The sequence below is a fragment of the Pseudomonas sp. GT1P32 genome (genome assembly GCF_054897805.1).
Genome location: NZ_CM142704.1, coordinates 6092738 through 6116634 on the forward strand (window position 1 = coordinate 6092738; position 23897 = coordinate 6116634).

Annotated in this window: 20 protein-coding genes, 4 tRNA genes and 1 pseudogene; 17 read left to right on the plus strand and 8 right to left on the minus strand. The window is 59.7% G+C overall.

From position 1 onward, the window contains the following. Window positions 1-84: 84 nt before the first annotated feature. Complete coding sequence (locus tag ACYZUC_RS27925) at window positions 85-1089, minus strand: NADP-dependent oxidoreductase (RefSeq protein WP_461991778.1); 1005 nt, start codon at window positions 1087-1089, stop codon at window positions 85-87. A 236-nt stretch (window positions 1090-1325) separates the two neighbouring features. On the opposite strand from ACYZUC_RS27925, the gene ACYZUC_RS27930 reads away from it, so the two are divergent. From ACYZUC_RS27930 to ACYZUC_RS27945, 4 genes and pseudogenes are all read left to right on the plus strand, one after another. Further along, window positions 1326-2087: an SDR family oxidoreductase gene (locus tag ACYZUC_RS27930; protein ID WP_461991780.1), complete on the plus strand. Its 762-nt coding sequence runs from the start codon at window positions 1326-1328 to the stop codon at window positions 2085-2087. Between the two features lie 180 nt (window positions 2088-2267). Continuing rightward, the gene (locus ACYZUC_RS27935; RefSeq protein ID WP_461991782.1) at window positions 2268-3650 is read left to right on the plus strand and encodes an aminotransferase-like domain-containing protein; all 1383 of its coding nucleotides are present in this window, start codon (window positions 2268-2270) and stop codon (window positions 3648-3650) included. Between the two features lie 264 nt (window positions 3651-3914). Next, window positions 3915-4814, plus strand: a pseudogene (locus tag ACYZUC_RS27940) (methyl-accepting chemotaxis protein); the annotation flags it as partial. 204 nt (window positions 4815-5018) lie between these two features. Then, window positions 5019-5723 carry a methyl-accepting chemotaxis protein gene (locus ACYZUC_RS27945; RefSeq protein ID WP_404943265.1) on the plus strand — a complete coding sequence of 235 codons (705 nt, stop codon included), beginning with the start codon at window positions 5019-5021 and terminating at the stop codon, window positions 5721-5723. A 752-nt stretch (window positions 5724-6475) separates the two neighbouring features. Here the strand turns inward: ACYZUC_RS27945 and ACYZUC_RS27950 are convergent. Continuing rightward, on the minus strand, window positions 6476-7234 hold the full coding sequence (locus ACYZUC_RS27950; RefSeq protein WP_461991783.1) for a hypothetical protein: 759 nt from the start codon (window positions 7232-7234) through the stop codon (window positions 6476-6478). A 393-nt stretch (window positions 7235-7627) separates the two neighbouring features. Here ACYZUC_RS27950 and ACYZUC_RS27955 point away from each other — a divergent pair. The 4 genes from ACYZUC_RS27955 to ACYZUC_RS27970 all read left to right on the plus strand — a co-directional run bounded on the left by ACYZUC_RS27955 (window position 7628) and on the right by ACYZUC_RS27970 (window position 8042). Beyond that, window positions 7628-7703, plus strand: a tRNA-Glu gene (locus ACYZUC_RS27955). A 4-nt stretch (window positions 7704-7707) separates the two neighbouring features. Beyond that, window positions 7708-7783, plus strand: a tRNA-Gly gene (locus ACYZUC_RS27960). 104 nt (window positions 7784-7887) lie between these two features. Further along, window positions 7888-7963 (plus strand) — tRNA-Glu (locus ACYZUC_RS27965). A gap of 3 nt (window positions 7964-7966) precedes the next feature. Continuing rightward, a tRNA-Gly gene (locus ACYZUC_RS27970) sits at window positions 7967-8042 on the plus strand. Between the two features lie 115 nt (window positions 8043-8157). Here the strand turns inward: ACYZUC_RS27970 and ACYZUC_RS27975 are convergent. The 3 genes from ACYZUC_RS27975 to ACYZUC_RS27985 all read right to left on the minus strand — a co-directional run bounded on the left by ACYZUC_RS27975 (window position 8158) and on the right by ACYZUC_RS27985 (window position 10289). Next, entirely contained in the window at window positions 8158-8799 is a 642-nt protein-coding gene (locus ACYZUC_RS27975; protein WP_461991785.1) for a LysE family translocator, read from the minus strand. Between the two features lies 1 nt (window position 8800). Then, a complete protein-coding gene (locus ACYZUC_RS27980; protein WP_461991787.1) occupies window positions 8801-9571 on the minus strand; it encodes a 2OG-Fe(II) oxygenase in 771 nt (256 codons plus the stop codon). A 91-nt stretch (window positions 9572-9662) separates the two neighbouring features. Continuing rightward, window positions 9663-10289 carry an alanyl-tRNA editing protein gene (locus ACYZUC_RS27985; protein ID WP_461991789.1) on the minus strand — a complete coding sequence of 209 codons (627 nt, stop codon included), beginning with the start codon at window positions 10287-10289 and terminating at the stop codon, window positions 9663-9665. Between the two features lie 91 nt (window positions 10290-10380). On the opposite strand from ACYZUC_RS27985, the gene ACYZUC_RS27990 reads away from it, so the two are divergent. After that, window positions 10381-11379, plus strand: a complete 999-nt coding sequence (locus ACYZUC_RS27990; RefSeq protein WP_008036719.1) for a LysR family transcriptional regulator — start codon at window positions 10381-10383, stop codon at window positions 11377-11379. Window positions 11380-11546: 167 nt separating this feature from the next. Here the strand turns inward: ACYZUC_RS27990 and ACYZUC_RS27995 are convergent, their stop codons facing one another. Together ACYZUC_RS27995 and ACYZUC_RS28000 are read right to left on the minus strand one after the other, a co-directional pair. Then, a complete protein-coding gene (locus tag ACYZUC_RS27995) occupies window positions 11547-11954 on the minus strand; it encodes a PA2817 family protein (protein WP_461991791.1) in 408 nt (135 codons plus the stop codon). A gap of 74 nt (window positions 11955-12028) precedes the next feature. Then, a complete protein-coding gene (locus ACYZUC_RS28000; RefSeq protein ID WP_461991793.1) occupies window positions 12029-14476 on the minus strand; it encodes an acyl-CoA dehydrogenase in 2448 nt (815 codons plus the stop codon). Window positions 14477-14724: 248 nt separating this feature from the next. On the opposite strand from ACYZUC_RS28000, the gene ACYZUC_RS28005 reads away from it, so the two are divergent. From ACYZUC_RS28005 to ACYZUC_RS28020, 4 genes are all read left to right on the plus strand, one after another. Beyond that, window positions 14725-15384, plus strand: a complete 660-nt coding sequence (locus ACYZUC_RS28005; protein ID WP_461991795.1) for a transglutaminase-like domain-containing protein — start codon at window positions 14725-14727, stop codon at window positions 15382-15384. A 43-nt stretch (window positions 15385-15427) separates the two neighbouring features. Beyond that, entirely contained in the window at window positions 15428-16051 is a 624-nt protein-coding gene (locus ACYZUC_RS28010) for a glutathione S-transferase family protein (protein WP_461991797.1), read from the plus strand. Between the two features lie 133 nt (window positions 16052-16184). Next, window positions 16185-17117: an ABC transporter ATP-binding protein gene (locus ACYZUC_RS28015; protein WP_008032944.1), complete on the plus strand. Its 933-nt coding sequence runs from the start codon at window positions 16185-16187 to the stop codon at window positions 17115-17117. Beyond that, on the plus strand, window positions 17114-17893 hold the full coding sequence (locus ACYZUC_RS28020) for an ABC transporter permease (RefSeq protein WP_008152390.1): 780 nt from the start codon (window positions 17114-17116) through the stop codon (window positions 17891-17893). Before ACYZUC_RS28015 ends, ACYZUC_RS28020 begins: the two co-directional genes overlap by 4 nt. A 946-nt stretch (window positions 17894-18839) precedes the next feature. Here the strand turns inward: ACYZUC_RS28020 and ACYZUC_RS28025 are convergent. After that, on the minus strand, window positions 18840-19358 hold the full coding sequence (locus ACYZUC_RS28025; RefSeq protein WP_084323816.1) for a DUF2062 domain-containing protein: 519 nt from the start codon (window positions 19356-19358) through the stop codon (window positions 18840-18842). A gap of 135 nt (window positions 19359-19493) precedes the next feature. Here ACYZUC_RS28025 and ACYZUC_RS28030 point away from each other — a divergent pair, with 135 nt between their 5' ends. The 4 genes from ACYZUC_RS28030 to lpxK all read left to right on the plus strand — a co-directional run bounded on the left by ACYZUC_RS28030 (window position 19494) and on the right by lpxK (window position 23891). Next, on the plus strand, window positions 19494-21716 hold the full coding sequence (locus ACYZUC_RS28030; protein WP_461991800.1) for a DNA internalization-related competence protein ComEC/Rec2: 2223 nt from the start codon (window positions 19494-19496) through the stop codon (window positions 21714-21716). A 98-nt stretch (window positions 21717-21814) separates the two neighbouring features. Next, window positions 21815-22453, plus strand: a complete 639-nt coding sequence (locus ACYZUC_RS28035) for a MotA/TolQ/ExbB proton channel family protein (protein ID WP_461991801.1) — start codon at window positions 21815-21817, stop codon at window positions 22451-22453. Continuing rightward, a complete protein-coding gene (locus ACYZUC_RS28040; protein WP_461991803.1) occupies window positions 22450-22881 on the plus strand; it encodes an ExbD/TolR family protein in 432 nt (143 codons plus the stop codon). The genes ACYZUC_RS28035 and ACYZUC_RS28040 overlap by 4 nt, the downstream gene beginning before the upstream one ends. Further along, window positions 22881-23891: a tetraacyldisaccharide 4'-kinase gene (gene lpxK, locus ACYZUC_RS28045; RefSeq protein ID WP_461991805.1), complete on the plus strand. Its 1011-nt coding sequence runs from the start codon at window positions 22881-22883 to the stop codon at window positions 23889-23891. The genes ACYZUC_RS28040 and lpxK overlap by 1 nt, the downstream gene beginning before the upstream one ends. Window positions 23892-23897 lie beyond the last annotated feature (6 nt).

Genomic DNA, 23897 nt, shown 5'->3' on the forward strand with positions numbered 1-23897 from the left:
CGCTCGCTCCTACAGGTATCACGTCGTGCACGTACTTCGCGAACGACATTGACCTGTAGGAGCGAGGCTTGCCCGCGAAGCTTTTTATACCTTCAACACCAACTTGCCGAAATTCTCGCCGCTGAATAACTTCATCAGCGTCTCCGGGAACGTCTCCAGCCCTTCGACAATATCTTCCTTGCTCTTGAGCTGCCCCTTGGCCATCCACCCGGCCATTTCCTGCCCGGCCGCTGCGAACTGCGCGGCGTAGTCCATCACCACAAAGCCTTCCATGCGTGCGCGGTTAACCAGCAGCGACAAATAGTTGGCTGGCCCTTTGACCGCTTCCTTGTTGTTGTACTGACTGATGGCGCCGCAAATCACCACCCGTGCCTTCAGGTTGAGACGGCTCAGCACGGCGTCGAGAATATCTCCGCCGACGTTATCGAAATACACGTCCACACCTTTCGGGCATTCGCGCTTGAGGCCGGCGACGACGTCTTCGCTCTTGTAATCGATGGCACCGTCAAAACCCAGTTCGTCGATCAGGAACTTGCATTTGTCCGCGCCGCCCGCAATGCCGATCACGCGGCAGCCTTTGATCTTGGCAATCTGCCCGGCAATGCTGCCTACAGCGCCCGCAGCACCCGACAGCACCACGGTGTCACCTTCCTTCGGTGCGCCGACATCGAGCAGGGCGAAGTAGGCCGTCATCCCGGTCATGCCCAGCGCGGACAAGTAACGTGGCAGCGGTGCCAGTTTCGGATCGACTTTATAGAAGCCACGCGGCTCGCCGAGGAAGTAATCCTGCACACCCAGGGCGCCGTTGACGTAGTCCCCGACCGCAAACCCCGGATGGCTGGACGCTACGACTTTGCCTACACCCAGTGCGCGCATGACTTCGCCGATACCGACCGGCGGGATGTAGGACTTGCCCTCGTTCATCCAGCCACGCATGGCCGGGTCCAGGGACAGGTATTCGTTTTTGACCAGGATCTGACCCGCGGCCGGTTCGCCGACCGGGACTTCCTGATAGGTAAATGTCTCGCGGGTCGCCGCGCCCACCGGGCGTTTGGCGAGCAGGAACTGGCGATTGGTCTGGGTAGTCATGACAGGCACTCAAGATGAATGAAGCCTTGTTGATAGACCTTCATGGACGACCCCGCAAGTTTGGCTGATGCGGCGAATGCACATCGATCCAGTGCAGTGATAGTCGGTCTGGTGGTTTTATCACTGCAACTCATGGTCACTTAACCGGGCTTCTGATAGTGCTGCCGCGCGGGTCGTGCCTGTGACTAGACTGGTCGCACGCTAACCTGCACATTCTTCACTTCGAGGGCATCACAATGAGCATGACGTTTTCCGGCCAGGTCGCTGTAGTCACGGGCGCCGCCAATGGTATCGGCCGCGCGACCGCCCAAGCGTTCGCCGCCGAAGGGTTGAAAGTGGTGGTGGCCGACATGGACACCGCAGGCGGTGAAGGCACTGTGGCGCTGATTCGTACGGCGGGCGGCGAAGCGACCTTCGTGCGTTGCAACGTCACCCTGGAAAGCGATGTAAAAAATCTGATGGACGAAGTGGTGAATACCTACGGCCGTCTCGACTACGCCTTCAATAACGCGGGCATCGAAATCGAGAAAGGCAAACTGGCCGAAGGCACGATCGACGAATTCGACGCGATCATGGGCGTCAACGTCAAAGGCGTCTGGCTGTGCATGAAGTATCAGTTGCCGTTGTTGCTGGCTCAGGGCGGTGGCGCGATCGTCAACACGGCTTCGGTGGCTGGCCTCGGCGCCGCGCCGAAGATGAGCATCTATGCGGCGTCGAAGCACGCGGTGATCGGCCTGACCAAATCGGCAGCAATCGAATACGCCAAGAAAAAGATTCGCGTGAACGCGGTATGCCCGGCGGTGATCGACACGGACATGTTCCGTCGCGCCTATGAAGCGGATCCGAAGAAGGGCGAATTCGCCAACGCCATGCACCCGGTGGGTCGCATCGGCAAGGTCGAAGAAATCGCCAGTGCCGTGCTGTATCTGTGCAGCGACGGTGCTGCATTCACCACCGGTCATTCGCTGGCGGTGGATGGTGGTGTCACGGCGTTCTGAAGCCGGGCCATGCAGCGCAAGAAAACCCGCACGTGTGCGGGTTTTTTTTGCCTGGTGAATGGCTCGGGCAATGTGTTTCAAATGGTTAGAACCATGAGTTTTGGCGGCGTTGTCGCACAGCCCATCCAGGATTGCTGTGATTAACTGTTTTCCGCCAAACGAACAGGAGTTTGCTTGCTCATGGAATTGAGAATCGATCGACAGGCAATGGTGCCGGTCGTACAGCAAATCGTCGACGCGCTGGCTTGCTGGCTGCGTCAAAGCGAAATAGAGCCGGGGACGCGTTTGCCTTCTGCGCGGCAAATCGCACAGGTCAACTTGCTCAGTCAGGTCAGCGTCGTTGAGGCCTGTGAGCGGTTGGTGGCTCAAGGCATGCTGGCGCCACGTCATGGTGCGGGGTTCGTCGTCGCAACCCCGGCGTTGGTCGCTGCGGACTCGCCGTGGTCCGAGGGGGCTGAGCTTAATCCGCGCGGAAATGTGGGTGATCTGCCGCTGGGGAGTGGCGGGCTCCCCGAGAGCTGGCGCGAAACCGACGACCTGAGCTACGCGATCCGTGAGGTCAGTCGCACTGACATGGCTGCGCTGTTCAATTACAGCGCGCCGCTGGGTTTGCGGGCGTTGCGTCAACAAATCCTCAAGCGCCTGAGGCTGCTGGATATCGCCGCAGAGGAAAGTCGAATCATGACAACGGCGGGCGCCAGTCAGGGACTTGACCTGATCGTGCGCACCTTGCTCAAGCCAGGTGATTGCGTGGTGGTGGAAAGCCCCGGTTATTCCTTGCTGTTCGAGTTGCTCAGGCTGCGCGGTGTCAACATGCTCGAAGTACCGCGCACGCCGCGCGGGCCAGACATCGAAGCGCTCACGGTACTGCTGCGGGAGAACAAGCCCCGGGCATTGTTCATCAACAGCTTCTATCACAACCCGACGGGCAGCAGCCTGGCGCCGGCGGTGGCGGAGCGGGTCCTGCAACTGGCGAAAACCCATGGCGCGCTGGTGATCGAAGACGATGTCTACGCGGATTTGCACAGTGGCCCGGGCGTGCGGCTCGCCGCCCTGGAGACCGATGACAACGTGATTTACCTCGGCAGCTATTCCAAGATTCTCAGCAGTTCGTTGCGGGTCGGCTTTGTAGTGGCTGGCGCGGAAGTCATTTCAAGGCTGGCCGAGGTCAAGAGGATCAGCAGCCTGGGCACCTCCGGGTTTTGCGAGTCGGTGCTGGCCTGCCTGTTGGCGAGCGGTGCCTATCGCAAGTTGGTGCTGCGTCTGCGGCAACGTTTGAATGGTGACCGAGAGGCCGCATTGCAGATGCTGGAAGACGCCGAGTGGGAGGTCTTCGGCAAACCCGTCGGGGGCCTGTTCATCTGGGCGCGATCGCGCAAGTCCGACTACGCTCACCTGCGGGCACAGGCTCGGCGCTACGGTGTCCTGCTGTCTTCTGCGACAGCCTTCAGTCCCGCCGGCGAGGCCGGTGACTGGCAGCGTATCAATGTGGCCTACGCCTGTGATCCGCGAGCCCGGGCGTTTTTTCAGGCCACCGCTTCGGATCGACCTCAAGCGTTCTGAAAACGACGTTGGCGTAGCTTTTTGCCATTATTCCGACGCCAGAGACTTGTGTTGACACAGGCCCGTTGCGAATCTGCGTTAACAGACTATGTCAGGGGACTAAGTGCAATGATTTCGGCCGTGCAAGGACGTTTTGCCAACCTCGGTATGGCAAAAAAACTGGGTGTCGGGTTTCTGCTGGTGCTGCTGTTGACAGCCCTGGTGGCGGCCATCGGCGTATGGTCCCTGCAAACCATCAGCCAGCGCTTCGACGGGCTCAAGCAGATGTCGTCGCTCAACAGTGGCCTGCTCAAGGTGCGGTTGCTTGAGCAGGAATACGCCTTGCACGGCAACCCGAAAATCGTCACTGCGTTGCATGAAGGTGTTGACGGCCTGGTGGCCCTGGCGAACCAGCTCAAGGCGCAATCACCGGCCAACGTTCCGGTGATGAACGACGTCGAGCAATCGTTGGGAGCTTACCGCAAGGCGTTTGACGAATTTGTCTCGCTGAGTCAGGCCAAGGACCTGGCGCTGGAAATGGCCAGTTGGTCGGTGTCCAGCGTAGCGAACAACCTTGATGTGTTGCAGGCCGGTCTCGCCGACGATGGCGCTTATACCTTGAAGGACTCCGAGGGCAAGGACGGTAGCCAGTTCATCGAACAGGCCAATCAAGTCAGCCAGGTATCGCGGCTGATGTTGCAAGCCATGAACGAGGCGCGCGTGCGTCTGGACCAGAGCCGCAAGGGCGATGACAGTGCCGGCCAAGGCAAGATCGAGCAGGCCGACCAGGCGCTGGCTCAGGCCGAGCAGTTGAAAACCACGGTCAAGGATGAGGGCTATCAGACGGTCCTCAATGAGGTGGTCGGGCACATTGGCGGTTTCAGCGAAAAACTTGCCGAGTACACCGGCCTGCTGGCGCAGGAAAAAACCGTCTATGAACAGCTGCATCAGCGCGCCGCGCAGGTGGTGGAGCGGGTGGATCAGGCCTATGTCGCCGAAGACCAGTCGATGCAGACCGAGCTGAAAAAGAATTCGCTGCTGATTATCGGTTCATCGGCCCTGGCATTGCTGGTCGGCCTGATCGCGGCGTGGGTGATTACCCGATTGATCGTGGGGCCGTTGCGCAGTGTTATCCGCGTTGCTCAGCAGATTGCCGCGGGCGATTTGAGTGCGACGGTTGAAGTGACCCGCCGGGACGAGATCGGCCAACTGATGCAGGCCATGCAGCAAATGGGCGCGGGGCTCAGCAGCATTGTCAGCGGTTTGCAGGCGGGCATCGAGCAGTTGGCCAGTTCCGCGCAATCGCTGTCGGCGGTGACCGAGCAGACCAATCTTGAAGTCAGCAGTCAGAAGGAAGAAACCGAGCAGGTCGCAACCGCAATGAACCAGATGACCGCCACCGTGCACGATGTTGCACGTAACGCGGAAGAGGCTGCCCAGGCGGCGCAGACGGCGGACGACAAGGTCGAAAGTGGCCAAGTGGTGGTGCGCCAGAGCATGGCGCGGATCGAACAACTTGCCGACTCGGCGTCCTCGGCCAGTTCCAGCATCGAGAGCCTGAGTGCGGAGATCCAGAATATCGGCACGGTGCTCAGCGTGATCAAAAGTGTGGCCGAGCAGACCAACCTGTTGGCGCTGAACGCGGCCATCGAGGCGGCACGGGCTGGCGAGCAGGGCAGGGGTTTTGCGGTGGTCGCCGATGAAGTGCGGGCCCTGGCGAAGCGGACCCAGCAATCGACTGAGGAGATTGAGCGTCTGGTCAGCGCCTTGCGTTCGGCGGCGCAGTCGTCGGTGCATCAGATTCAGAGCAGTGGCGAGTTGGTGAAACTGGCGGTCAGTGATGCGCTTCAGACCGAAAGTGCCTTGGGCAGTATTGCTGCGGCGGTGTCGTTGATTCAGCAGATGAACCAGCAGATCGCAGCGGCTGCGGAGGAGCAGAGTTCCGTGGCGGAGGAGATCAACCGCAGTGTGACCAGTATTCGTGCGAGTGCGGATCAGTCTTCGTTGGCGATGCAGGGGAATGCGGCGTCGAGTATCGAGTTGGCGCAGTTGGGGGTTGAGTTGAAGGGGATGGTCGGGCATTTCCGGCTCTGATCGGTCTGGCTCTTGTAGGAGCCGGCTTGCCGGCGATGGCGGCCTGACAGCCGACCTATCTCTTGTTGGTGTACATATCCATTCTTGGTGTAACGGCCGCTCACGGTTTCGCCCTTACGGCGAGTCCCTTTTGGAAAACGCCCCAAAAGGAACCAAAAGGTCTCGCCCCGGCGTCCGGCCCCTCGCTAAGGCTCGGCGTTCCCTCGCTCCGGTCCTGCTCCGTGGGCCCGCCGCGATCGGCCATCCCTGGCCGTGCGCGGCTAACCCGGCATCCATGCCGGGTTACCCACTGCGCAGAACCTCCACTCAGCCTCCCGAAGGGGCGGGCAGATCAAAATCAAAAGCGCAAGGCGAGCTAACGCTCGGCCTGATGAGTGGTGAGAAGCAAAAGCAAACGCGATTCCCTGTAGGAGCCGGCTTGCCGGCGATGGCGGCCTGACAACCAACCTGATTCTCGAGGATGTACCACGCCCTTTGTAGGAGCCGGCTTGCTGGCGATGACGGCCTTACAACCAACCTGATTCTCGCGGATGTACCACGCCCTTTGTAGGAGCCGGCTTGCCGGCGATGGCGGCCTTACAGCCGACCTGACTCTCGCGGATGTACCACGCGCTTTGTAGGAGCCGGCTTGCTGCGGGCGGCGTTCCGACGATGGCGGCCTGACAGCCGCCCAATCTTCCCCGGATGTACCCGCCGCTAAAACCCAACGCAAAAAAAAGCCACCTTGTCGGTGGCTCTTCATCTTTCCGTGATCAGTCGTAAATCACTCTCTTCTTCCAGTCCGCATCCGCCTCGACGTCTTTGAGGCCTTCGGTCAATTGGTTCACTTCGCCTTCAGCCGGCGCAGTTTTGTCCATGACTTGTGCATTCGCGCGGGCTAGGAGCTTTTCCAGGTATTCGAGTTGTTCGGCGTAGACCTGAGGCTCTTGCTGTTTGCGCAGGTATTGCACACCACGTTCGAACGCCAGGCGAGCCTGGCCAGGCTGGTTTTGTTGCAGGGAGTGCTGGCCGAGGTTGTTGAAGAATTCGATGTGCAACAGAACCAGGATGTGGCGAACTTCGCGGATCCAGCGTTTGGCTTCGTTGGTCGGCAGGAAACCGTCCTGTGCCGCGCGGGTGACCTGACCGTGCAGGGCCTCGAGCAGGAAGCGTACATCCTTGGCCTTGGCTTCGGTCTGGATCGGTGCCGGCGGGTTGTTGACCGGGATCGATTCGCCCTGCGCGACCAGGGTGTTCAGTTCGCTGATCCGCACTTTGAGGTTGGCGCTGGATTTTTCCAGATTCAACAGGCGCTGGCAGACGTTCAGTTCCAGGCGAGTCAACAACAGCTTGAGAGCCGGAGTCATCAGCTGGCCAGGGAACGTTTCGGTAATTTCACCGCAGCGACGCAGGCGGTCGTTGAGCTCAACCTTGGTACGGGCCTTTTCCAGTTTGTTGTTTTCCACCACATGGTTCATGTACCCAATGGCGATCAATAGTGCGATCCCGGCTACGACTAGCAGGGTGATCATGAGTGGTGTCACCGGTAAGACCTCTTTATGGGATTCGCGTGCGAGTGTAGTGGCTTGGCAGGGGAGCGCATAGGGCCGCTCGACGGGTTAAAATAATCAGGCTTATGCCTGTATCGACCGCAAACCTGCTTATATAAGTAATAGCGTGCGTGGTGCACATTGCCATCATCTGTTGCGTGGGTGGACTATAACGTCTTGGCGGGTGTCAGAATATAGGCGTCAAACACCGGGCGAGCAAAAAGCCGTATTCGCCGCCCAAAGCAGGGCGAAGTCATTGATTTAAATAAATTTATATCTGGGGGTTGACGACCCCTCAATCCATCCATAGAATGCGCGCCACTTACAGCGTAAAGCACACAGCGAAACGCGGTAGGGAGTGAATGTTGTACGTGTGTCCCCTTCGTCTAGTGGCCTAGGACACCGCCCTTTCACGGCGGTAACAGGGGTTCGAGTCCCCTAGGGGACGCCAATATGCGGGAATAGCTCAGTTGGTAGAGCACGACCTTGCCAAGGTCGGGGTCGCGAGTTCGAGTCTCGTTTCCCGCTCCAATTTTAAACAGCGTTGCTTTCGGGCAGGGCTGAGTGAAACCAGAACCAAGTCTTCGGATGAGGGTCTGGGCACCGAAACACACACCATGTGTTCCGGGCAGCGTGTCCCCTTCGTCTAGTGGCCTAGGACACCGCCCTTTCACGGCGGTAACAGGGGTTCGAGTCCCCTAGGGGACGCCATTTGCGGGAATAGCTCAGTTGGTAGAGCACGACCTTGCCAAGGTCGGGGTCGCGAGTTCGAGTCTCGTTTCCCGCTCCAAATTCACAAAAACGCCGCTCATTGAGCGGCGTTTTTGTTTGTGCGAAATTTGTATCCAAGCCTGAAAAAAAGGCCCGCCAGTCAGACTGAGCGGGCCTTTTGCATGGGCGGGTTTTTACATCGACAGAATCAGGCGCCCGGCGAACAGGATCAGAATCACCCCCATGGTGCGTTCGAACCAATGCCCCATGCGCATGAACAGCACGCGCACCCGGCTGCTGGAGAAGAACAGGGCAACGATGACAAACCACAGTGCGTTCACGAAACACATCCAGAGGCCGTAAAGCGCCTGAATGTTCAGCGGCGTCGTGGCGCTGATGAGGGTGGTGAAGATCGCCAGGAAAAACAGTGTGGCCTTGGGATTGGTCGCGTTGGTCAGAAACCCGGTGGTGAACGCCTTCAGCAGCGTTTGTTCGACGAGCGGCTCGTCGGCTTCTTTATCACCTTCCAGCGCGGATTTGGGTTTGCTGCGCAACAGGCTCACACCGAGGTACAAAATGTAGGCACCGCCGATCACCTTCGCCACGGTCAGCAGCCAGGGCGTGGTGTGCATCAGCGCGCCGACGCCAAGCAGGGTGTAAAGCACGTGCACGGAAATGCCCGCGCCGATGCCCAGCGCCGTGCAGATGCCTACCCACCGACCGAAACGCACGCTCTGGCGGATGGTGACCGCAAAGTCCGGTCCGGGGGCGACCACGGCCAGAAAGTGAATTGTCGCCAGCGCCAGGAACTCGCCCAGGTAATTCGAAAACTGCATCTCAACTCCAGAAAGTAAGGGGTGAAGCATTGCCGCGATAGCCGACAAAGAAAGAAAGGCTCAGGCGCGGATCGGCCACGCCCGGTGTCACCGAGTGCATGCAGCGCGAATTGAACATGATGAAATCACCGGGTTCCGGAAGGACCTCCAGGACTGGAGCGCCGAGCAGCGCCGGATCGATGCCGTAACTGTCGCCACGCATTTCGTCGAACTGGTCGGGAGAAATGTCGTGGTCCCACATCTGCAGTGCGCCGCCTTGGGTGGGCATGTTCAGGTAAACATTGCAGGCGAACTGCGCATCGAGGCTTTTGGCCTGGTAACTGTCGGGAGCGTCCTTGGCGAAGATGTCGTGGTGGGCCAGAAAGCACACGCCGGGTTTCACCACTCGGGACAAGCCGACATACATCTTGCGGCCGTAGAGGTTTTCCAGATGAGCACCCGCCGGCCAGGACTCGTCGAGCATGCAGCGCAGGGTGTCGACCGGGGACGAGTAGGGCGCGCAACGGTTGCGTAACTCCGCGATGTTGCGCGTGGCGCGTTCGAAATAGTCTTCGATCAGCAGTGGCTGGTTTTCAGCCTCATAAAACGCCATGCCGATACGACCGATGCTCGGTGCGTTGATATAGCCTTCGAAACCGGGCTCGAGAATCTTGTCGCCGATCTGAATCGCCAGCGGCGGGGCCAGGAAGCTTTTGACCCGGATGGCGAGGACTTCTTCGTTGGCCAGTTTTTTTATGCACGTCTCATCGAGACGCTCGACGTCAAGCATCATGGTTCAGGTCCATCTATCGGATAGTCAACGGAACCCGCGAATGCAGGCCCCCCGGCGCCAGGCGATGCCGGAATCGGCATCACCCAAATGCTCAGTCCACGCTGTAGTGGACTGACAGCGTTCCTTTCTTCTGCGAAACGGAAGCGATCGTGACCGTGCCCAATTCCTTCAGGCTACGTACATGGGTGCCGCCGCAGCCATAGGCGGGCAGTTCACCGAAACCGATTTCCCGGGCACCTTCGCGCAACGATGTCAGGCGCGGCAGGTCGTGGGCGATCCATTGTTCAATGCCGGACTCGATGGTCCGGGCGTCAACTTCCTGCGCGCAATCCACCGGTTGGAACTGCACGCGTCCCTCGCCCGGCCAGTGATGCGCCTTGATCGGCATCCAGCCCATGGCCTGGACGAAATGGCCGATCAGATGGCCGGCGGAATGCATCCGTGCGTTGAACTGGCGACGTTGCTCATCGATGCGAATCTGGGTCATGCCGAGAGGGACGGGGCGGTCGACGAAATGGATGATCCGGTCCGGGTCCTGGACCACGCGCAGTACCTGGCTTTCGCCGATCCAGCCGGTGTCAAAGGGTTGCCCGCCGCCCTGAGGGTGGAACAGTGTGGCGCGCAGCACCACGGCGAATTCGTTCTCGTGCGGCGTGCAATCGAGGACTTCCACGTTAGCCTTGAGGTCATCACTATGGAAAAAGAGGCGAAGCGTCATATTCCATGCCCTCATTAAAGATTCTGTTTTTTATTATATGAAGCGTGGAATTGCGTGATAATCCGTTCAAACCTCAAAGGACTGTTGCGCTGTGAGCATAAATCTTCCTCTGCCGTTGCTCGGTGAAATGGCGATATTCGTCAAGGTTGTCGAGACCGGCAGTTTCTCCGAAGCCGCGCGCCAACTGGGCTCTTCACCGTCGGCGGTCAGTCGCAGCATTTCGCGTCTGGAGAAGGCACTCGCCACGCGCCTGTTGCAACGCACCACACGCAAACTGCGGCTGAGCGACGGAGGCGAGGAGGTGTTCAAGCGTTGCCAGGAGATGGTCAGCGCGGCCAAATCGGTGATGGAAATCAGTGGTCAGTTCACCCATGAAGCGGAAGGGCTGGTGCGAGTCAGCGTGCCCAAAGCCGTAGGACGATTCGTGATTCACCCGCATATGCCGGAATTTCTGCGGCGTTATCCCAAAGTGGATGTGGAGCTGTTACTCGAAGACCGTCAGGTGGATTTGATCGACGACAACGTCGATCTGGCGATTCGTATCACTGATCGGCCGCCCGCCGGGCTGGTAGGGCGGCAATTGCTGACCATCGACCATTTGCTCTGCGCCACCCCGCAGTACCTGGCCGAGCACGGCACGCCGACCCATCCCCATGACTTGCTCAACCACAGTTGCATCTACTTGGGTGAGACTCCGAGTGATGCACGCTGGAAATTCAAGAAAGGCACCAAGGCCGTCACCGTCGGTGTGCGTGGGCGCTATGCCGCCAATCACACCGGTGTGCGACTGGGCGCGGTGTTGCAGCACATCGGGATTGGCAGCCTGCCGTACTTCACCGCGCGTTATGCGCTGGAGCAGGGCTTGATTGTGCAGGTGTTGCCGGACTGGACGTTTCTGGCGTCGTACCACGGCGGGGCGTGGTTGCTGCATTCGCCGACCCGATATATGCCACCCAAGCTGCGGGTGTTGATCGACTATCTGGTGGAATGTCTTGGGAAGGAACCGACGTTGAGCAAGCCGGGTAAACCCGGTGTGGCAGGCAAGGTCGCGGCGGAGTATGAGTTACCCGAGAGTGATGGGTTGCTTTGAGGGGCCTCTTCGCGGGCAAGCCTCGCTCCTACAGGGGCCGCGCAGGACCTGTAGGAGCGAGGCTTGCCCGCGAAGGCGTCCGCCCAGACACCACATCTCTGCGCAATGCCACAAAAAAAGGCCCGCATGTTCAACCATGCGGGCCTTTTTGCATTTCTGACCGGGGATCAGTGCTTGCTGTCGTCGTTCGACATCGCCAGCAACTGCTTTTCCTGACTCCAGTCGAACGGTTCGTCGTTCTGTTCAGCTTCGAAGCGACGTTCTTCCAGCGCCTGATACAAGTCGATTTCATCATCGGGCATGTAGTGCAGGCAGTCACCGGCGAAATACCACAACAGGTCACGCGGGACCAGGTGAGCAATTTGCGGGTAACGGGTGATCACCTGGCACAGGATGTCCTGGCCCAGGTATTGGCTTTCGATCGGGTCGACCGGCAGCAACGCACGCAGTTCGTCGAAGCGCTCCAGGAACAAGGCATGGCTTTCTTCGGGAACCTGATCGGCCTCACCCACGGCGACCAGGATACTGCGCAGGTGGTCGAGCAAAACGAGATGATCGGCAACGATGTTGGACACGAGATAAGTCCTCAAGAGCAAAACGGGCGCGGGAGTATAAAGCTCCTGCGCCCTTTTTTACATCGCAAGCAGGATCAGCGGACCTTTCCTTTAGCCAGCTTCAGCTCTTCTTTGTCGAAATCGTCGACATCGATCACCTTGCGCCGCGCCACTTCGGCATTGCGCAGGTTGTGCGCTTCCACCGGCTGCAACACGCCAGCCTCCAGCGCGGCTTCAATAACGTTTTCCCCGGCAACCGGTTTGACCTGACCGCTTTTGAGCGCCATGTGGAGTTTCTTTTGCACGGGCTGCACCGCGTTCAACAGGTCACACGCGTGTTGCAGGGCACCAACGGCGTCATCGGCCGACTGCGGACGGAAGCAGCCACCGAGCAACTCTTCCAGGGTTGGATCGCCCTTGGCCCGGCCTATCACCGCGGCCACTTCTGCACCGAGTTTGTCCGACGGCCCTTTGTGACGGCGACCGAGCGGGAACACAATCACCCGCAACAGGCAGCCCAGAACCTTGTTCGGGAAGTTGGTCAGCAGTTCATCCAGTGCGCGTTCCGACTGACCAAGGCTTTCTTCCATGGCCCAGGTAAACAGCGGCGCCATGTGTTCCGGTGAGTCGAGATCGTGGTAACGCTTGAGCGCGGCGGAGGCCAGGTACAGGTTGCTGAGCACATCTCCAAGGCGTGCCGACAGACGTTCGCGACGTTTCAGTTCACCGCCCAGCAACATCATGCTCAAGTCCGCGAGCAGGGCGAACGCAGCCGCCTGACGGTTGAGCGCACGGAAGTACCCCTGGCTGAGCTTGTCTCCCGGTGCATGTTCGAAGTGACCGAAACCAAGGTTCAGCACCAGTGTGCTGGCAGCATTGCTCACGGCAAAACCGATGTGCTTGAGCAGCAGGCCATCGAATTCGGTGAGGGCTTGATCCTTGTCTTCACGCCCGGCGAGGGCCATTTCTTTCAGGACGAATGGATGGCAGCGAATCGCCCCCTGGCCGAAGATCATCAAGTTGCGCGAGAGGATGTTCGCGCCTTCGACGGTGATGAAGATCGGTGCGCCATTCCAGCTGCGCCCCAGGTAATTGTTCGGCCCCATGATGATCGCCTTGCCGCCATGCACATCCATGGCGTGGCTGATGCACTCACGGCCGCGTTCGGTAAGGTGGTACTTGAGAATCGCCGACAGCACTGACGGTTTCTCGCCGAGGTCCACCGCGTTGGCGGTGAGCATCCGTGCCGCGTCCATCATCCAGGCGTTGCCGCCGATGCGCGCCATGGCTTCCTGAATACCCTCGAACGCCGACAACGGTACGTTGAACTGTTCACGAATCTGCGCGTATTGACCGGTCACCAGGCTGGTGAACTTCGCCGCGCCGGTGCCGACCGCAGGTAATGAAATGGAACGCCCGACCGACAGGCAATTCATCAGCATCATCCAGCCTTTGCCGAGCATGTCCTGGCCGCCAATGAGGAAGTCCAGCGGAATGAACACGTCCTTGCCGGAGTTCGGGCCGTTCATGAAGGCTGCGCCCAATGGCAAGTGACGACGGCCGATCTCAACACCGGCGGTGTCGGTCGGGACCAGCGCCAGACTAATGCCCAGGTCTACTTCATCGCCCAGCAAGTGATCCGGGTCATACGCCTTGAAGGCTAGGCCGAGGAGGGTGGCGACGGGGCCGAGGGTGATGTAGCGCTTTTCCCAGTTCAGGCGCAGGCCGAGGGTTTCCTTGCCTTCCCATTCACCTTTGCAGATGACCCCGGTGTCGGGCATCGAGCCGGCGTCGGAGCCGGCCAATGGTCCGGTCAAGGCGAAGCACGGAATGTCATCGCCGCGTGCCAGTCGGGGCAGGTAATGGTTGCGTTGATCGTCGGTGCCGTAATGCAGCAACAATTCAGCCGGGCCGAGGGAGTTGGGGACCATCACAGTGGACGCGAGGTCGCCGCTGCGGGTCGCCAGTTTCATGGCCACCTGGGAGTGGGCGTAGGCAGAAAAACCCTTGCCGCCGTATTCCTTGGGAATGATCAGGGCGAAGAAACCGTTTTCCTTGATGTGGGTCCAGGCTTCGGCCGGCAGGTCCATGTCCTGGCCGATCTGCCAGTCGGTGACCATCGCGCACAGCTCATCAGTCGGGCCATCGATGAAGGCCTGTTCCTCTTCGGTCAGTTGAGCTTTGGGATAGGACAGCAGTTTGTCCCAGTCCGGGCGGCCGCTGAACAGTTCGCCGTCCCACCACACCGTGCCGGCGTCGATGGCATCGCGTTCGGTTTCCGACATCGGCGGCAGGGTTTTCTGGAACCAGTTGAACAGCGGCGCGCTGAAAAATTTACGCCGCAGGTCGGGCAGCAACAGGGGCGCCGCGACTGCGGCGATCAACACCCAGAGCACAAGCAGCAGCCAGCCTGGCGCACGGCTGAAGGCGCCCATCGCCACCACGTAAACGGCAACGATGCACAAGGCAGGCAGCGGGGCGATGCGGCGGTGGGCCAGATAAGCAATTCCGACGATCAGAACCAGTATCCACAACAACAGCATATTTAATCCTCCGTGAAACCAGGGCAAAACCAACCTTCAGAGCTTAGACGGCATCCGCAAAACAGGGTGGTCAGAGCGAGGTGATTGAAATCGTGGGAAACCTTCGATGAGTTTTGTAGGACCGATTGGTATCGGCGGGGCAAATCGTTCGCCGGGCGGGCGGCAAAGCGTCCATGTTTGGCCGAAACGTCGTTATCTCTGTGCTGAACCTGTCGCTAGACTCGTGGCTTCCCCAGGAGATTGTCCTCATGCACGAGTATCTGCGTCCCGGCCGCTTCATTGATAGTGACCACCCGTCGGTGGTGGAGTTCGCCGAAAAACATCGCGGCAGTAACCGCGACCCGCTCGAGCAGGCGATCAATCTCTATTACGCGGTGCGCGAGGCCGTGCGTTACAACCCATACACGTTCAGCCGCGATCCAGACACCTTGTGCGGCAGTTACGCGCTGGCGGCCGGCGAAAGTTATTGCGTGCCCAAGGCCACGCTGCTCGCCGGTGCGGCCCGGCATTGCGGGATCCCCTCGCGGATCGGCCTGGCAGATGTGCGCAATCACTTGTCGACCCCGCGTTTACTGGAATTGCTCAAGAGTGACGTGTTCGCCATGCATGGTTATACAGAGCTGTACCTGAACGATCGCTGGGTCAAAGCCACTCCGGCGTTCAACCAGAAACTCTGCGAAATGTTCAACGTTGCGCCACTGGAATTCGACGGGATCAACGACAGTGTTTTCCACCCGTTCAATCGTGACGGCGAGCAACTGATGGAGTACCTGATCGATCACGGTCAGTTCACCGATGTGCCGGAGGCGTTCTTTTTCGAACACCTGGAAAAGTGCTATCCGCACTTGTTCAGTGAACAGTTGCCGTCGCTGTTGGGGGACATGCAGAGCGATTTGAGTCGCGGCTGATCCGGCGTATGCTGCCTGCGCATTCATCTATCAAGAGACGGTCATGCTGAAGATCTGGGGTCGGAAAAATTCGTCGAATGTCAGAAAACCTTTGTGGGCCGCCGAAGAACTGGGCCTGGCCTATGAAGCCATCGATGCGGGCGGCGCCTTTGGTGTGGTCGATACGCCCGAGTATCGTGCGATGAACCCCAACGGTCGCGTACCGGTGATTGAAGACGACGGCTTCGTGCTGTGGGAATCCAACGCCATCGTGCGTTACCTGATGGCTCGCCACGCCAACGACACCGCCTGGTATCCCTCGGACCTGAAAGCCCGCGCCACTGCCGACAAATGGATGGACTGGACCACTTCAAGTTTTGCCGGGCCGTTCCGCACGGTGTTCTGGGGCGTCTTGCGCACACCGGCAGACCAGCAGGACTGGTCCGCCATCAACGCCGCAATCAAAGAGTGCAATGGCTTGCTGGCAATGGCCGATCAGGCACTGGCGGCCAAACCGTACTTGTCCGGCGATGAAATCGGCATGGGCGACATTCCTCTCGGCAGCTTCATTTATGCCTGGTTCGAGATGCCGATCGAGCGTGCCTCGCAGCCACATCTGGAAGCCTGGTACGCACGACTGAAGCAGCGTGCGGCGTACAAGAAAGCTGTCATGACCGCGTTGACTTAATACTCACTATCGACACACTTGACTGTACTTGTGTGGCGGCGACAAGCACCATTGCGCTCATGCGCCGCGGTTGCATTGCTCGCCGCCCGCCCTTATTGATCCCTTTCTTCCCTTCTTGGTGCGTAAATCCGATATGAGTTCCGCTCTGTCCATCCGGCAGCTAACCAAAACCTACGGCAACGGTTTCCAGGCCCTGAGTGGTATCGATCTGGACGTCGCCGAAGGTGACTTTTTCGCCTTGCTCGGCCCCAACGGCGCCGGCAAATCCACGACCATCGGCATTCTCTCGACCCTGGTGAACAAAACCAGCGGCACAGTGAATATCTTCGGCAACGACCTGGACAAGAATCCTGCGCAGCTCAAGCGCTCCATCGGCGTGGTGCCGCAGGAATTCAACTTCAACCAGTTCGAAAAAACCTTCGACATCGTCGTGACCCAGGCCGGTTATTACGGCATCCCGCCGAAAATCGCCAAGGAACGCGCCGAGCAATACCTGACCCAACTCGGCTTGTGGGACAAACGCGATGTGCCGTCGCGCTCGCTGTCCGGCGGCATGAAGCGTCGCTTGATGATCGCCCGTGCGCTGGTTCACGAACCGCGTCTGCTGATCCTCGACGAACCGACGGCGGGGGTCGATATCGAGCTGCGTCGTTCGATGTGGACGTTCCTCACCGAGCTGAACCAGAAAGGCATCACCATCATCCTCACCACGCACTATCTGGAAGAGGCTGAGCAGTTGTGCCGCAACATCGGCATCATTGACCACGGCACGATCGTCGAGAACACCAGCATGAAACAGCTGCTTGGCCAGCTGCATGTGGAAACCTTCCTGCTCGACACGAAAAACATGCTGAGCGTTGCGCCGCAGTTGCTGGGTTACCCGACCCGTTTGCTCGACGGCCATACCCTTGAAGTCCAGGTCGACAAGTCCATGGGCATCACCGCGCTGTTCACTCAACTGGCGCAGCAGAACATCGAAGTGTTGAGCCTGCGTAACAAAACCAATCGCCTTGAGGAGTTGTTCGTGTCCCTGGTGGAGAAAAATCTGTCGAAGGTGGCGGTATGAGTTCCGAGCTGCAGCCCAATCTCGTCGCGCTCAATACCATCGTTTACCGTGAGGTCAAACGCTTCACACGGATCTGGCCGCAGACGCTGCTGCCGCCGGCGATCACCATGGTTTTGTACTTCGTGATCTTCGGCAATCTGATCGGCCGGCAAATCGGTGACATGGGTGGTTTCACCTATATGGAATACATCGTGCCGGGGCTGATCATGATGTCGGTGATCACCAACTCCTACGGCAACGTGGTGTCGAGTTTCTTCGGCAGCAAGTTCCAGCGTTCCATCGAGGAATTGATGGTGTCGCCGGTGTCGCCGCACACGATTCTGATCGGCTACACCCTGGGCGGCGTGCTGCGCGGGTTGATGGTCGGGCTCATTGTGACGTTGCTGTCGCTGTTCTTTACCCAGTTGCAGGTGCATCACCTGGGCGTGACCATTCTGGTGGTGGTGCTGACGGCGACGATCTTCTCGTTGCTGGGGTTCATCAACGCGGTGTTTGCGCGCAACTTTGATGACATTTCGATTATCCCGACGTTTGTGCTGACGCCGCTGACCTATCTGGGCGGGGTGTTTTACTCGATCTCGTTGTTGCCGCCGTTTTGGCAGACGGTGTCGTTGGCGAACCCTGTTTTGCATATGGTCAATGCGTTTCGGTACGGGATTTTGGGTGTTTCGGACATCAGGATCAGTGTGGCGATTACGTTCATGCTGGTGGCGACGGTGGTGTTGTATATCGGGTGTGCGCGGTTGTTGGTGAGTGGGCGCGGGATGCGTACTTAAGCGTACATATCCATTTCTGCGGTTGCGGCGGCTATTGGTTTCGCCCTTACGGCGAGTCACTTGGAGAAGCGCCAAGTAACCAAGCGCTCTTGCCCCTGTCGTTCGGTGCCTCGCCTAGGCTCGGCATGCCCTCGCTCCGGTCCTGCTCCGTGGGCCCGCCGCGATCGGCCATCCATGGCCGTGCGCGGCTAACCCGGCATCCATGCCGGGTTGCCCACTGCGCAGAACCTACGCTCGGCCTCTCGAGGGGGCGACTACCGCCACAGCAGCCGAGGCGGCCTGAAAGCCGACCTGGCTCTTCAGCTGTCCGCGTTGTCCTTCTCGGCTGCAACCACTCATTCCGAATCTGTACACCGCTCTCCTGTAGGAGCCGGCTTGCTGGCGATAGCGTCCGTCCAATCAATAACAGGTGACTGACCCACCGCTATCGCCAGCAAGCCGGCTCCTACAATGGATTGGGTTCACACGGTTTGAAATTGTAGGAGCTGGCTTGCCAGCGATGGACGCCAACGATAACGCGGGCTGTCTGAATGAACGCGTTGTCCGGACGTTTTTCGCGGGCAAGCCTCGCTCCTACAGGGAATCGCGTGCGCTTTTGATTTTCACCACTCATCAGGCCGAGCGTTAGCTCGCCTTGGCTTTTGATCTGGCTTTTGAGGTGCACGCCCCCTCGAGAGGCCGAGTGGAGGTTCTGCGTAGTGGGCAACCCGGCATGGATGCCGGGTTAGCCGCCCCCGGCCATGGATGGCCGATGGCGGCGGGCCCACGGAGCAGGACCGGAGCGAGGGCATGGCGAGCATTAGCGAGCCACCGAACGAAAGGGGCAAGAGCCTTTTGGTTACTTTGGGGCTTTTCCAAAGTGACTCGCTGTAAAAGCGAAACCGCCAGAAGCCGTCACCGCAGAAATGGATATGTACCCCGATCAAATCCCGCCAAGCTACCGCATTCACAACATCCGCTTTTTCTTGCGCCGAGCCCACTGCCGACTCACCCACCACCGCCAATACATCATCACCAGGCAATAAGCGAGCGCCCCCAACACCAGCCCCACCACAACCGACCCCAGCAAAAACGGCTGCCACAGCGTAGACAGCTCGCCGCTGATCCACTCCCAGGTCAACTCATCCGGCAGATGACGAGCCGGGACATCCATCAACCACGCCCCAGTCTGATACGTACAAAAAAACACAGCAGGCATGGTGATCGGATTAGTCAGCCAGACCAGACTGACCGCAATCGGCATATTGCCGCGAACGACGATGGCGAGGATGGCCGCCACCAGCATCTGCAACGGAATCGGCAGGAACGCCGCAAACAAACCCACCGCCATCGCCCGTGCGACCGAGTGACGGTTGAGGTGCCAGAGGTTCGGGTCATGCAACAGCGTGCCGAGAAAGCGTAAGGATTTGTGTTCCCTGATGCTGATCGGGTCTGGCATGTAACGTTTGAATAAGCGCCGGGGCATAGGGCTTCTCGGTCGGTTAAGGCGGCAAGTATGTCTGGATTCTATGAGCCGCCTATTCAGACTTTGTGACAATTAATAACGATGCACGTGCCGTGAGCCGGCTATGCCTAGGAGGGGACTCTCAAGGACGGGCGTATGCGCACAGGGATGATGGCGCTGGCGTTGGGTCTGCTGGCCCTGCGTTTTTTGCCGGTATTACCGCCGGTCTGGTTATGGCTGGTGTTGCCCGTAACGGGTTTGATGGCGCTGCCGTTCCGCACGTACCCATTGGCGTTTTTTCTGTTCGGCTTCAGTTGGGCCGGCGCAAATGCGCAGTGGGCGCTGGATGATCGTTTGCCAGCGCATCTCGATGGCGAAACCCGTTGGGTCGAAGGCCGGGTGACTGGTTTGCCGCAGAACAATGACGGGGTTGTGCGTTTCGAGTTGGCGGACGCCCGGTCGCGACAGGCAAAAGTGCCGCAACGGATGCGCCTGGCCTGGTATGACGGACCGCCGGTCAACAGTGGTGAACGCTGGCGGCTCGCGGTGAAGTTGAAGCGTCCTGCCGGGCTGCTCAATCCTCATGCCTTCGATTACGACGCCTGGCTGCTGGCACAACGCATCGGCGCTACCGGAACGATCAAGGACGGTGAGCGGCTCAGGGAGGCCCGATGGGCCTGGCGCGACAGCATCCGCCAGCGATTGCAAACCGTGGATGCCCAAGGGCGAACCGGGGCGTTGATTGCGCTGGTGCTGGGGGATGGCGCCGGGCTGAGTCGTGAAGATTGGCAGGTGTTGCAAGACACCGGCACCGTGCATTTGCTGGTGATTTCCGGGCAGCACATCGGTTTGCTGGCAGGGGTGGTGTACTTGCTGATTGCCGGACTCGCTCGTTATGGGTGGTGGCCGAACCGCTTGCCGTGGCTGCCATGGGCCTGCGCACTGGCATTCGCCGCCGCCCTTGGTTACGGACTGCTGGCGGGGTTCGAAGTACCGGTGCGGCGGGCCTGCGTGATGATCGGCCTGGTGCTGTTGTGGCGTCTGCGATTTCGTCACCTTGGCGCCTGGTGGCCGCTGTTACTGGCGCTCAACGCTGTTTTGTTGCTGGACCCGCTGGCGAGCCTGCAACCAGGTTTTTGGCTGTCCTTCGCCGCAGTGGCGGTGTTGATCTTCACCTTCGGCGGTCGCTTGGGCCCTTGGCGATGGTGGCAAACCTGGACCCGTGCTCAGTGGCTGATCGCGATCGGCCTGGGCCCGTTGCTCTTGGTGTTGGGATTGCCGATCAGTCTCAGCGGGCCGGTCGCCAATCTGCTGGCGGTGCCCTGGATCAGTTTGCTGGTATTGCCACCGGCCTTACTGGGAACCCTGTTGTTGCCGCTGCCTTATGTGGGCGAGGGCTTGTTGTGGCTGGCAGGTGGGCTGATCGACTGGCTGTTCAAGGGCCTTGGGTTGATGGCCGGTCAATTGCCCGCGTGGGTGCCCGTGGCGATTCCATTGTGGATATGGGCACTGGGTATGCTCGGTGCGTTTCTGCTGTTAATGCCGCGCGGCGTACCGATGCGCCCGTTGGGTTGGCCGTTGTTGCTGTTGCTGGTTTTTCCACCACGGCCACTTTTGCCCGAGGGCATCGCCGAAGTCTGGCAGCTGGATGTCGGCCAAGGGTTGGCGATTCTGGTGCGAACTCGCCATCACACGCTGTTGTATGACACCGGACCACGCTTCGGCGACTTCGATCTAGGCGAGCGAGTGGTCCTGCCAACGTTGCGCAAACTCGGCGTGAACGAACTCGACCTGATGTTGATCAGCCACGCAGACGCCGATCACGCTGGTGGTGCGCGAGCGGTTGCCATTGGTTTGCCGATAAAGCAGGTGCTCAGCGGTGATCCCTTGGCGTTGCCTGCCGAATTGCGCGCCAATGCCTGCGAGAGTGGCCAGCAATGGACCTGGGACGGAGTGAGGTTCCAGCTCTGGCAATGGTCTTCGGCCACGGACCGCAATCAAAAGTCCTGCGTGTTGCAAATCGAAGCCAATGGCGAGCGATTGTTGCTGACCGGTGACATCGACAGCGCCGCCGAGCGCGCCATGCTCGACAGCCCGCTTGCTGTGCCCACTGATTGGTTGCAGGCGCCGCACCACGGTAGCCGCAGCTCGTCGTCGATGGCGTTGCTCACTGGGTTGCAACCCAAAGCCGTGCTGATCTCGCGCGGCAACGGCAATTCGTTCGGTCACCCGCACCCCACGGTCATGGCTCGTTATAAAAAACGCGGTATGGAAATCCATGACAGCGCCGAGCAGGGCGCCATCCGTCTGCACCTCGGACGCTTCCATCCCCCGTGGACGATGCGTCAAGAACGGCGTTTCTGGCGTTCCACGCAATAACCGCGAGTTATGAAAGCCCGACCGGATGCGACATCACGGTCTTCGGTGCGCCGACCCCCTATGTTAGAGTGGCGCACTTTTTCGAGGGGACTGTCACTGTGTGGGAATTGGTCAAATCCGGCGGCTGGATGATGCTGCCGATCATTCTGAGTTCCATCGCGGCCATGGCGATCGTCGCCGAGCGTCTCTGGACCCTGCGCGCCAGTCGTGTGACCCCGGAGCACTTGCTCGGGCAGGTCTGGGTGTGGATCAAGGACAAGCAACTCAATAAAGAAAAACTCAAGGAATTACGCGCCAATTCGCCATTGGGCGAGATTCTGGCGGCGGGCCTGGCCAACTCCAAACATGGTCGCGAGATCATGAAAGAGTGCATTGAAGAAGCCGCCGCGCGGGTGATTCACGAACTCGAACGCTACATCAATGCGCTGGGCACCATTGCCGCCATGGCGCCGTTGCTGGGTTTGCTCGGCACCGTGCTGGGCATGATCGATATTTTCAGTGCGTTCATGGGCTCGGGCATGACCACCAACGCCGCGGTGCTGGCGGGTGGTATTTCCAAGGCGCTGATCACCACGGCTGCGGGCCTGATGGTCGGTATCCCCTCGGTATTCTTCCACCGTTTCCTGCAACGCCGGATCGATGAGCTGGTGGTGGGCATGGAGCAGGAAGCGATCAAGTTGGTCGAGGTTGTGCAGGGTGACCGTGACGTGGACCTGTCCGAGGGCAAAAGAGCGTGAAATTCCGCCGCAAGCAACGGGAGAATGTGGACATCAACCTCGCGTCGCTGATCGACGTGGTGTTTATCCTGCTGCTGTTTTTCGTCGTGACCACTACCTTCACCCGTGAAACGCAGTTGCGCGTCGATCTGCCGGAAGCGGTCAGCGGTTCGCCTGCCGAAGACCAGCAGGTCAAACACCTGGACGTGGCCATCAGTGCCGAAGGTGTGTTCTCGGTGAACAACCAATTGTTGCCGAAGAATGATCTGGCGACCCTGATGGACGCGTTGCAGAAAGAGTCCAGCGGTGACACCAACCTGCCGCTGTCGATCAGTGCGGACGGCAAGACCCAGCATCAATCGGTCATCACCGCCATGGACGCCGTCGGTAAACTCGGCTTCAGCCACCTGCGCATGACCACTGTCGAGGCGGCGCCGCCCGCGCCCTGATGGCCATGTCCGATCGCTTGCTCGCCGCGTGGTACCAGGGTCATCCGGCCCTGAAGCTGTTGCAGCCGCTGGAGTGGCTGTACCGGCGCGTGGTCACGAACAAGCGCAAACGCTTTCTGGCGGGTGAGGGCGAGATTTATCAGCCCCCGGTGCCGCTGATCGTCGTCGGCAACATCACCGTGGGCGGTACTGGCAAGACGCCGCTGATTCTGTGGATGATCCAGCATTGTCAGCGCAGCGGCTTGCGGGTCGGCGTGGTCAGCCGTGGTTATGGCGCCAAACCGCCGCAACTGCCATGGCGCGTCGAGGCCGATCAAAGCGCCGACATCGCTGGCGACGAACCGCTGCTGATCGTCCAGCGTACTGGCATTCCGTTGATGATCGACCCGGACCGCAGCAGTGCGGTCAAAGCGCTGCTGGCGAGCGAACCCCTGGACCTGATCCTCTCCGACGACGGCATGCAACATTATCGTCTGGCCCGCGATCTTGAGTTGGTGCTGATTGACGCCGCCCGAGGCCTGGGCAACCAGCGCTGCCTGCCTGCGGGACCGTTGCGCGAACCGGTCGAACGCCTGCAAAGCGTTGACGCGGTGCTGTACAACGGCGCCACCGATGATCGCGACAACGGTTTTGCCTTCCAGCTGCAACCCACGGAACTGGTCAACCTGCACAGCGGTGAACGCCGTCCCCTCGACCACTTTCCCGCAGGCCAGGCGCTGCATGCCGTGGCCGGGATCGGCAATCCGCAGCGTTTCTTCACGACCCTCGAAACGCTACACTGGCAGCCAGTCCCGCATGCATTTGCCGACCACGCCGAGTACAGCGTGCAGGCCTTGAATTTCACACCGTCATTGCCGTTGGTGATGACCGAAAAGGACGCGGTGAAGTGCCGTGCCTTCGCCGCCGCCGATTGGTGGTACCTGGCGGTCGATGCTGCGCCATCGCCGGCCTTCGTGGCCTGGTTCGATACGCAGTTGATGCGCCTGTTACCGGCTCGACTTTTGCCTTAAACCATT

Bases quoted from the DNA above. Each gene is read 5' to 3' on its own strand.
- ACYZUC_RS27925 (WP_461991778.1), bottom strand. From the start codon at position 1,089: ATGACTACCCAGACCAATCGCCAGTTCCTGCTCGCCAAACGCCCGGTG.
- ACYZUC_RS27930 (WP_461991780.1), top strand. From the start codon at position 1,326: ATGAGCATGACGTTTTCCGGCCAGGTCGCTGTAGTCACGGGCGCCGCC.
- ACYZUC_RS27935 (WP_461991782.1), top strand. From the start codon at position 2,268: ATGGAATTGAGAATCGATCGACAGGCAATGGTGCCGGTCGTACAGCAA.
- ACYZUC_RS27945 (WP_404943265.1), top strand. From the start codon at position 5,019: ATGACCGCCACCGTGCACGATGTTGCACGTAACGCGGAAGAGGCTGCC.
- ACYZUC_RS27950 (WP_461991783.1), bottom strand. From the start codon at position 7,234: ATGATCACCCTGCTAGTCGTAGCCGGGATCGCACTATTGATCGCCATT.
- ACYZUC_RS27975 (WP_461991785.1), bottom strand. From the start codon at position 8,799: ATGCAGTTTTCGAATTACCTGGGCGAGTTCCTGGCGCTGGCGACAATT.
- ACYZUC_RS27980 (WP_461991787.1), bottom strand. From the start codon at position 9,571: ATGATGCTTGACGTCGAGCGTCTCGATGAGACGTGCATAAAAAAACTG.
- ACYZUC_RS27985 (WP_461991789.1), bottom strand. From the start codon at position 10,289: ATGACGCTTCGCCTCTTTTTCCATAGTGATGACCTCAAGGCTAACGTG.
- ACYZUC_RS28000 (WP_461991793.1), bottom strand. From the start codon at position 14,476: ATGCTGTTGTTGTGGATACTGGTTCTGATCGTCGGAATTGCTTATCTG.
- ACYZUC_RS28005 (WP_461991795.1), top strand. From the start codon at position 14,725: ATGCACGAGTATCTGCGTCCCGGCCGCTTCATTGATAGTGACCACCCG.
- ACYZUC_RS28010 (WP_461991797.1), top strand. From the start codon at position 15,428: ATGCTGAAGATCTGGGGTCGGAAAAATTCGTCGAATGTCAGAAAACCT.
- ACYZUC_RS28015 (WP_008032944.1), top strand. From the start codon at position 16,185: ATGAGTTCCGCTCTGTCCATCCGGCAGCTAACCAAAACCTACGGCAAC.
- ACYZUC_RS28020 (WP_008152390.1), top strand. From the start codon at position 17,114: ATGAGTTCCGAGCTGCAGCCCAATCTCGTCGCGCTCAATACCATCGTT.
- ACYZUC_RS28025 (WP_084323816.1), bottom strand. From the start codon at position 19,358: ATGCCCCGGCGCTTATTCAAACGTTACATGCCAGACCCGATCAGCATC.
- ACYZUC_RS28030 (WP_461991800.1), top strand. From the start codon at position 19,494: ATGCGCACAGGGATGATGGCGCTGGCGTTGGGTCTGCTGGCCCTGCGT.
- lpxK (WP_461991805.1), top strand. From the start codon at position 22,881: ATGGCCATGTCCGATCGCTTGCTCGCCGCGTGGTACCAGGGTCATCCG.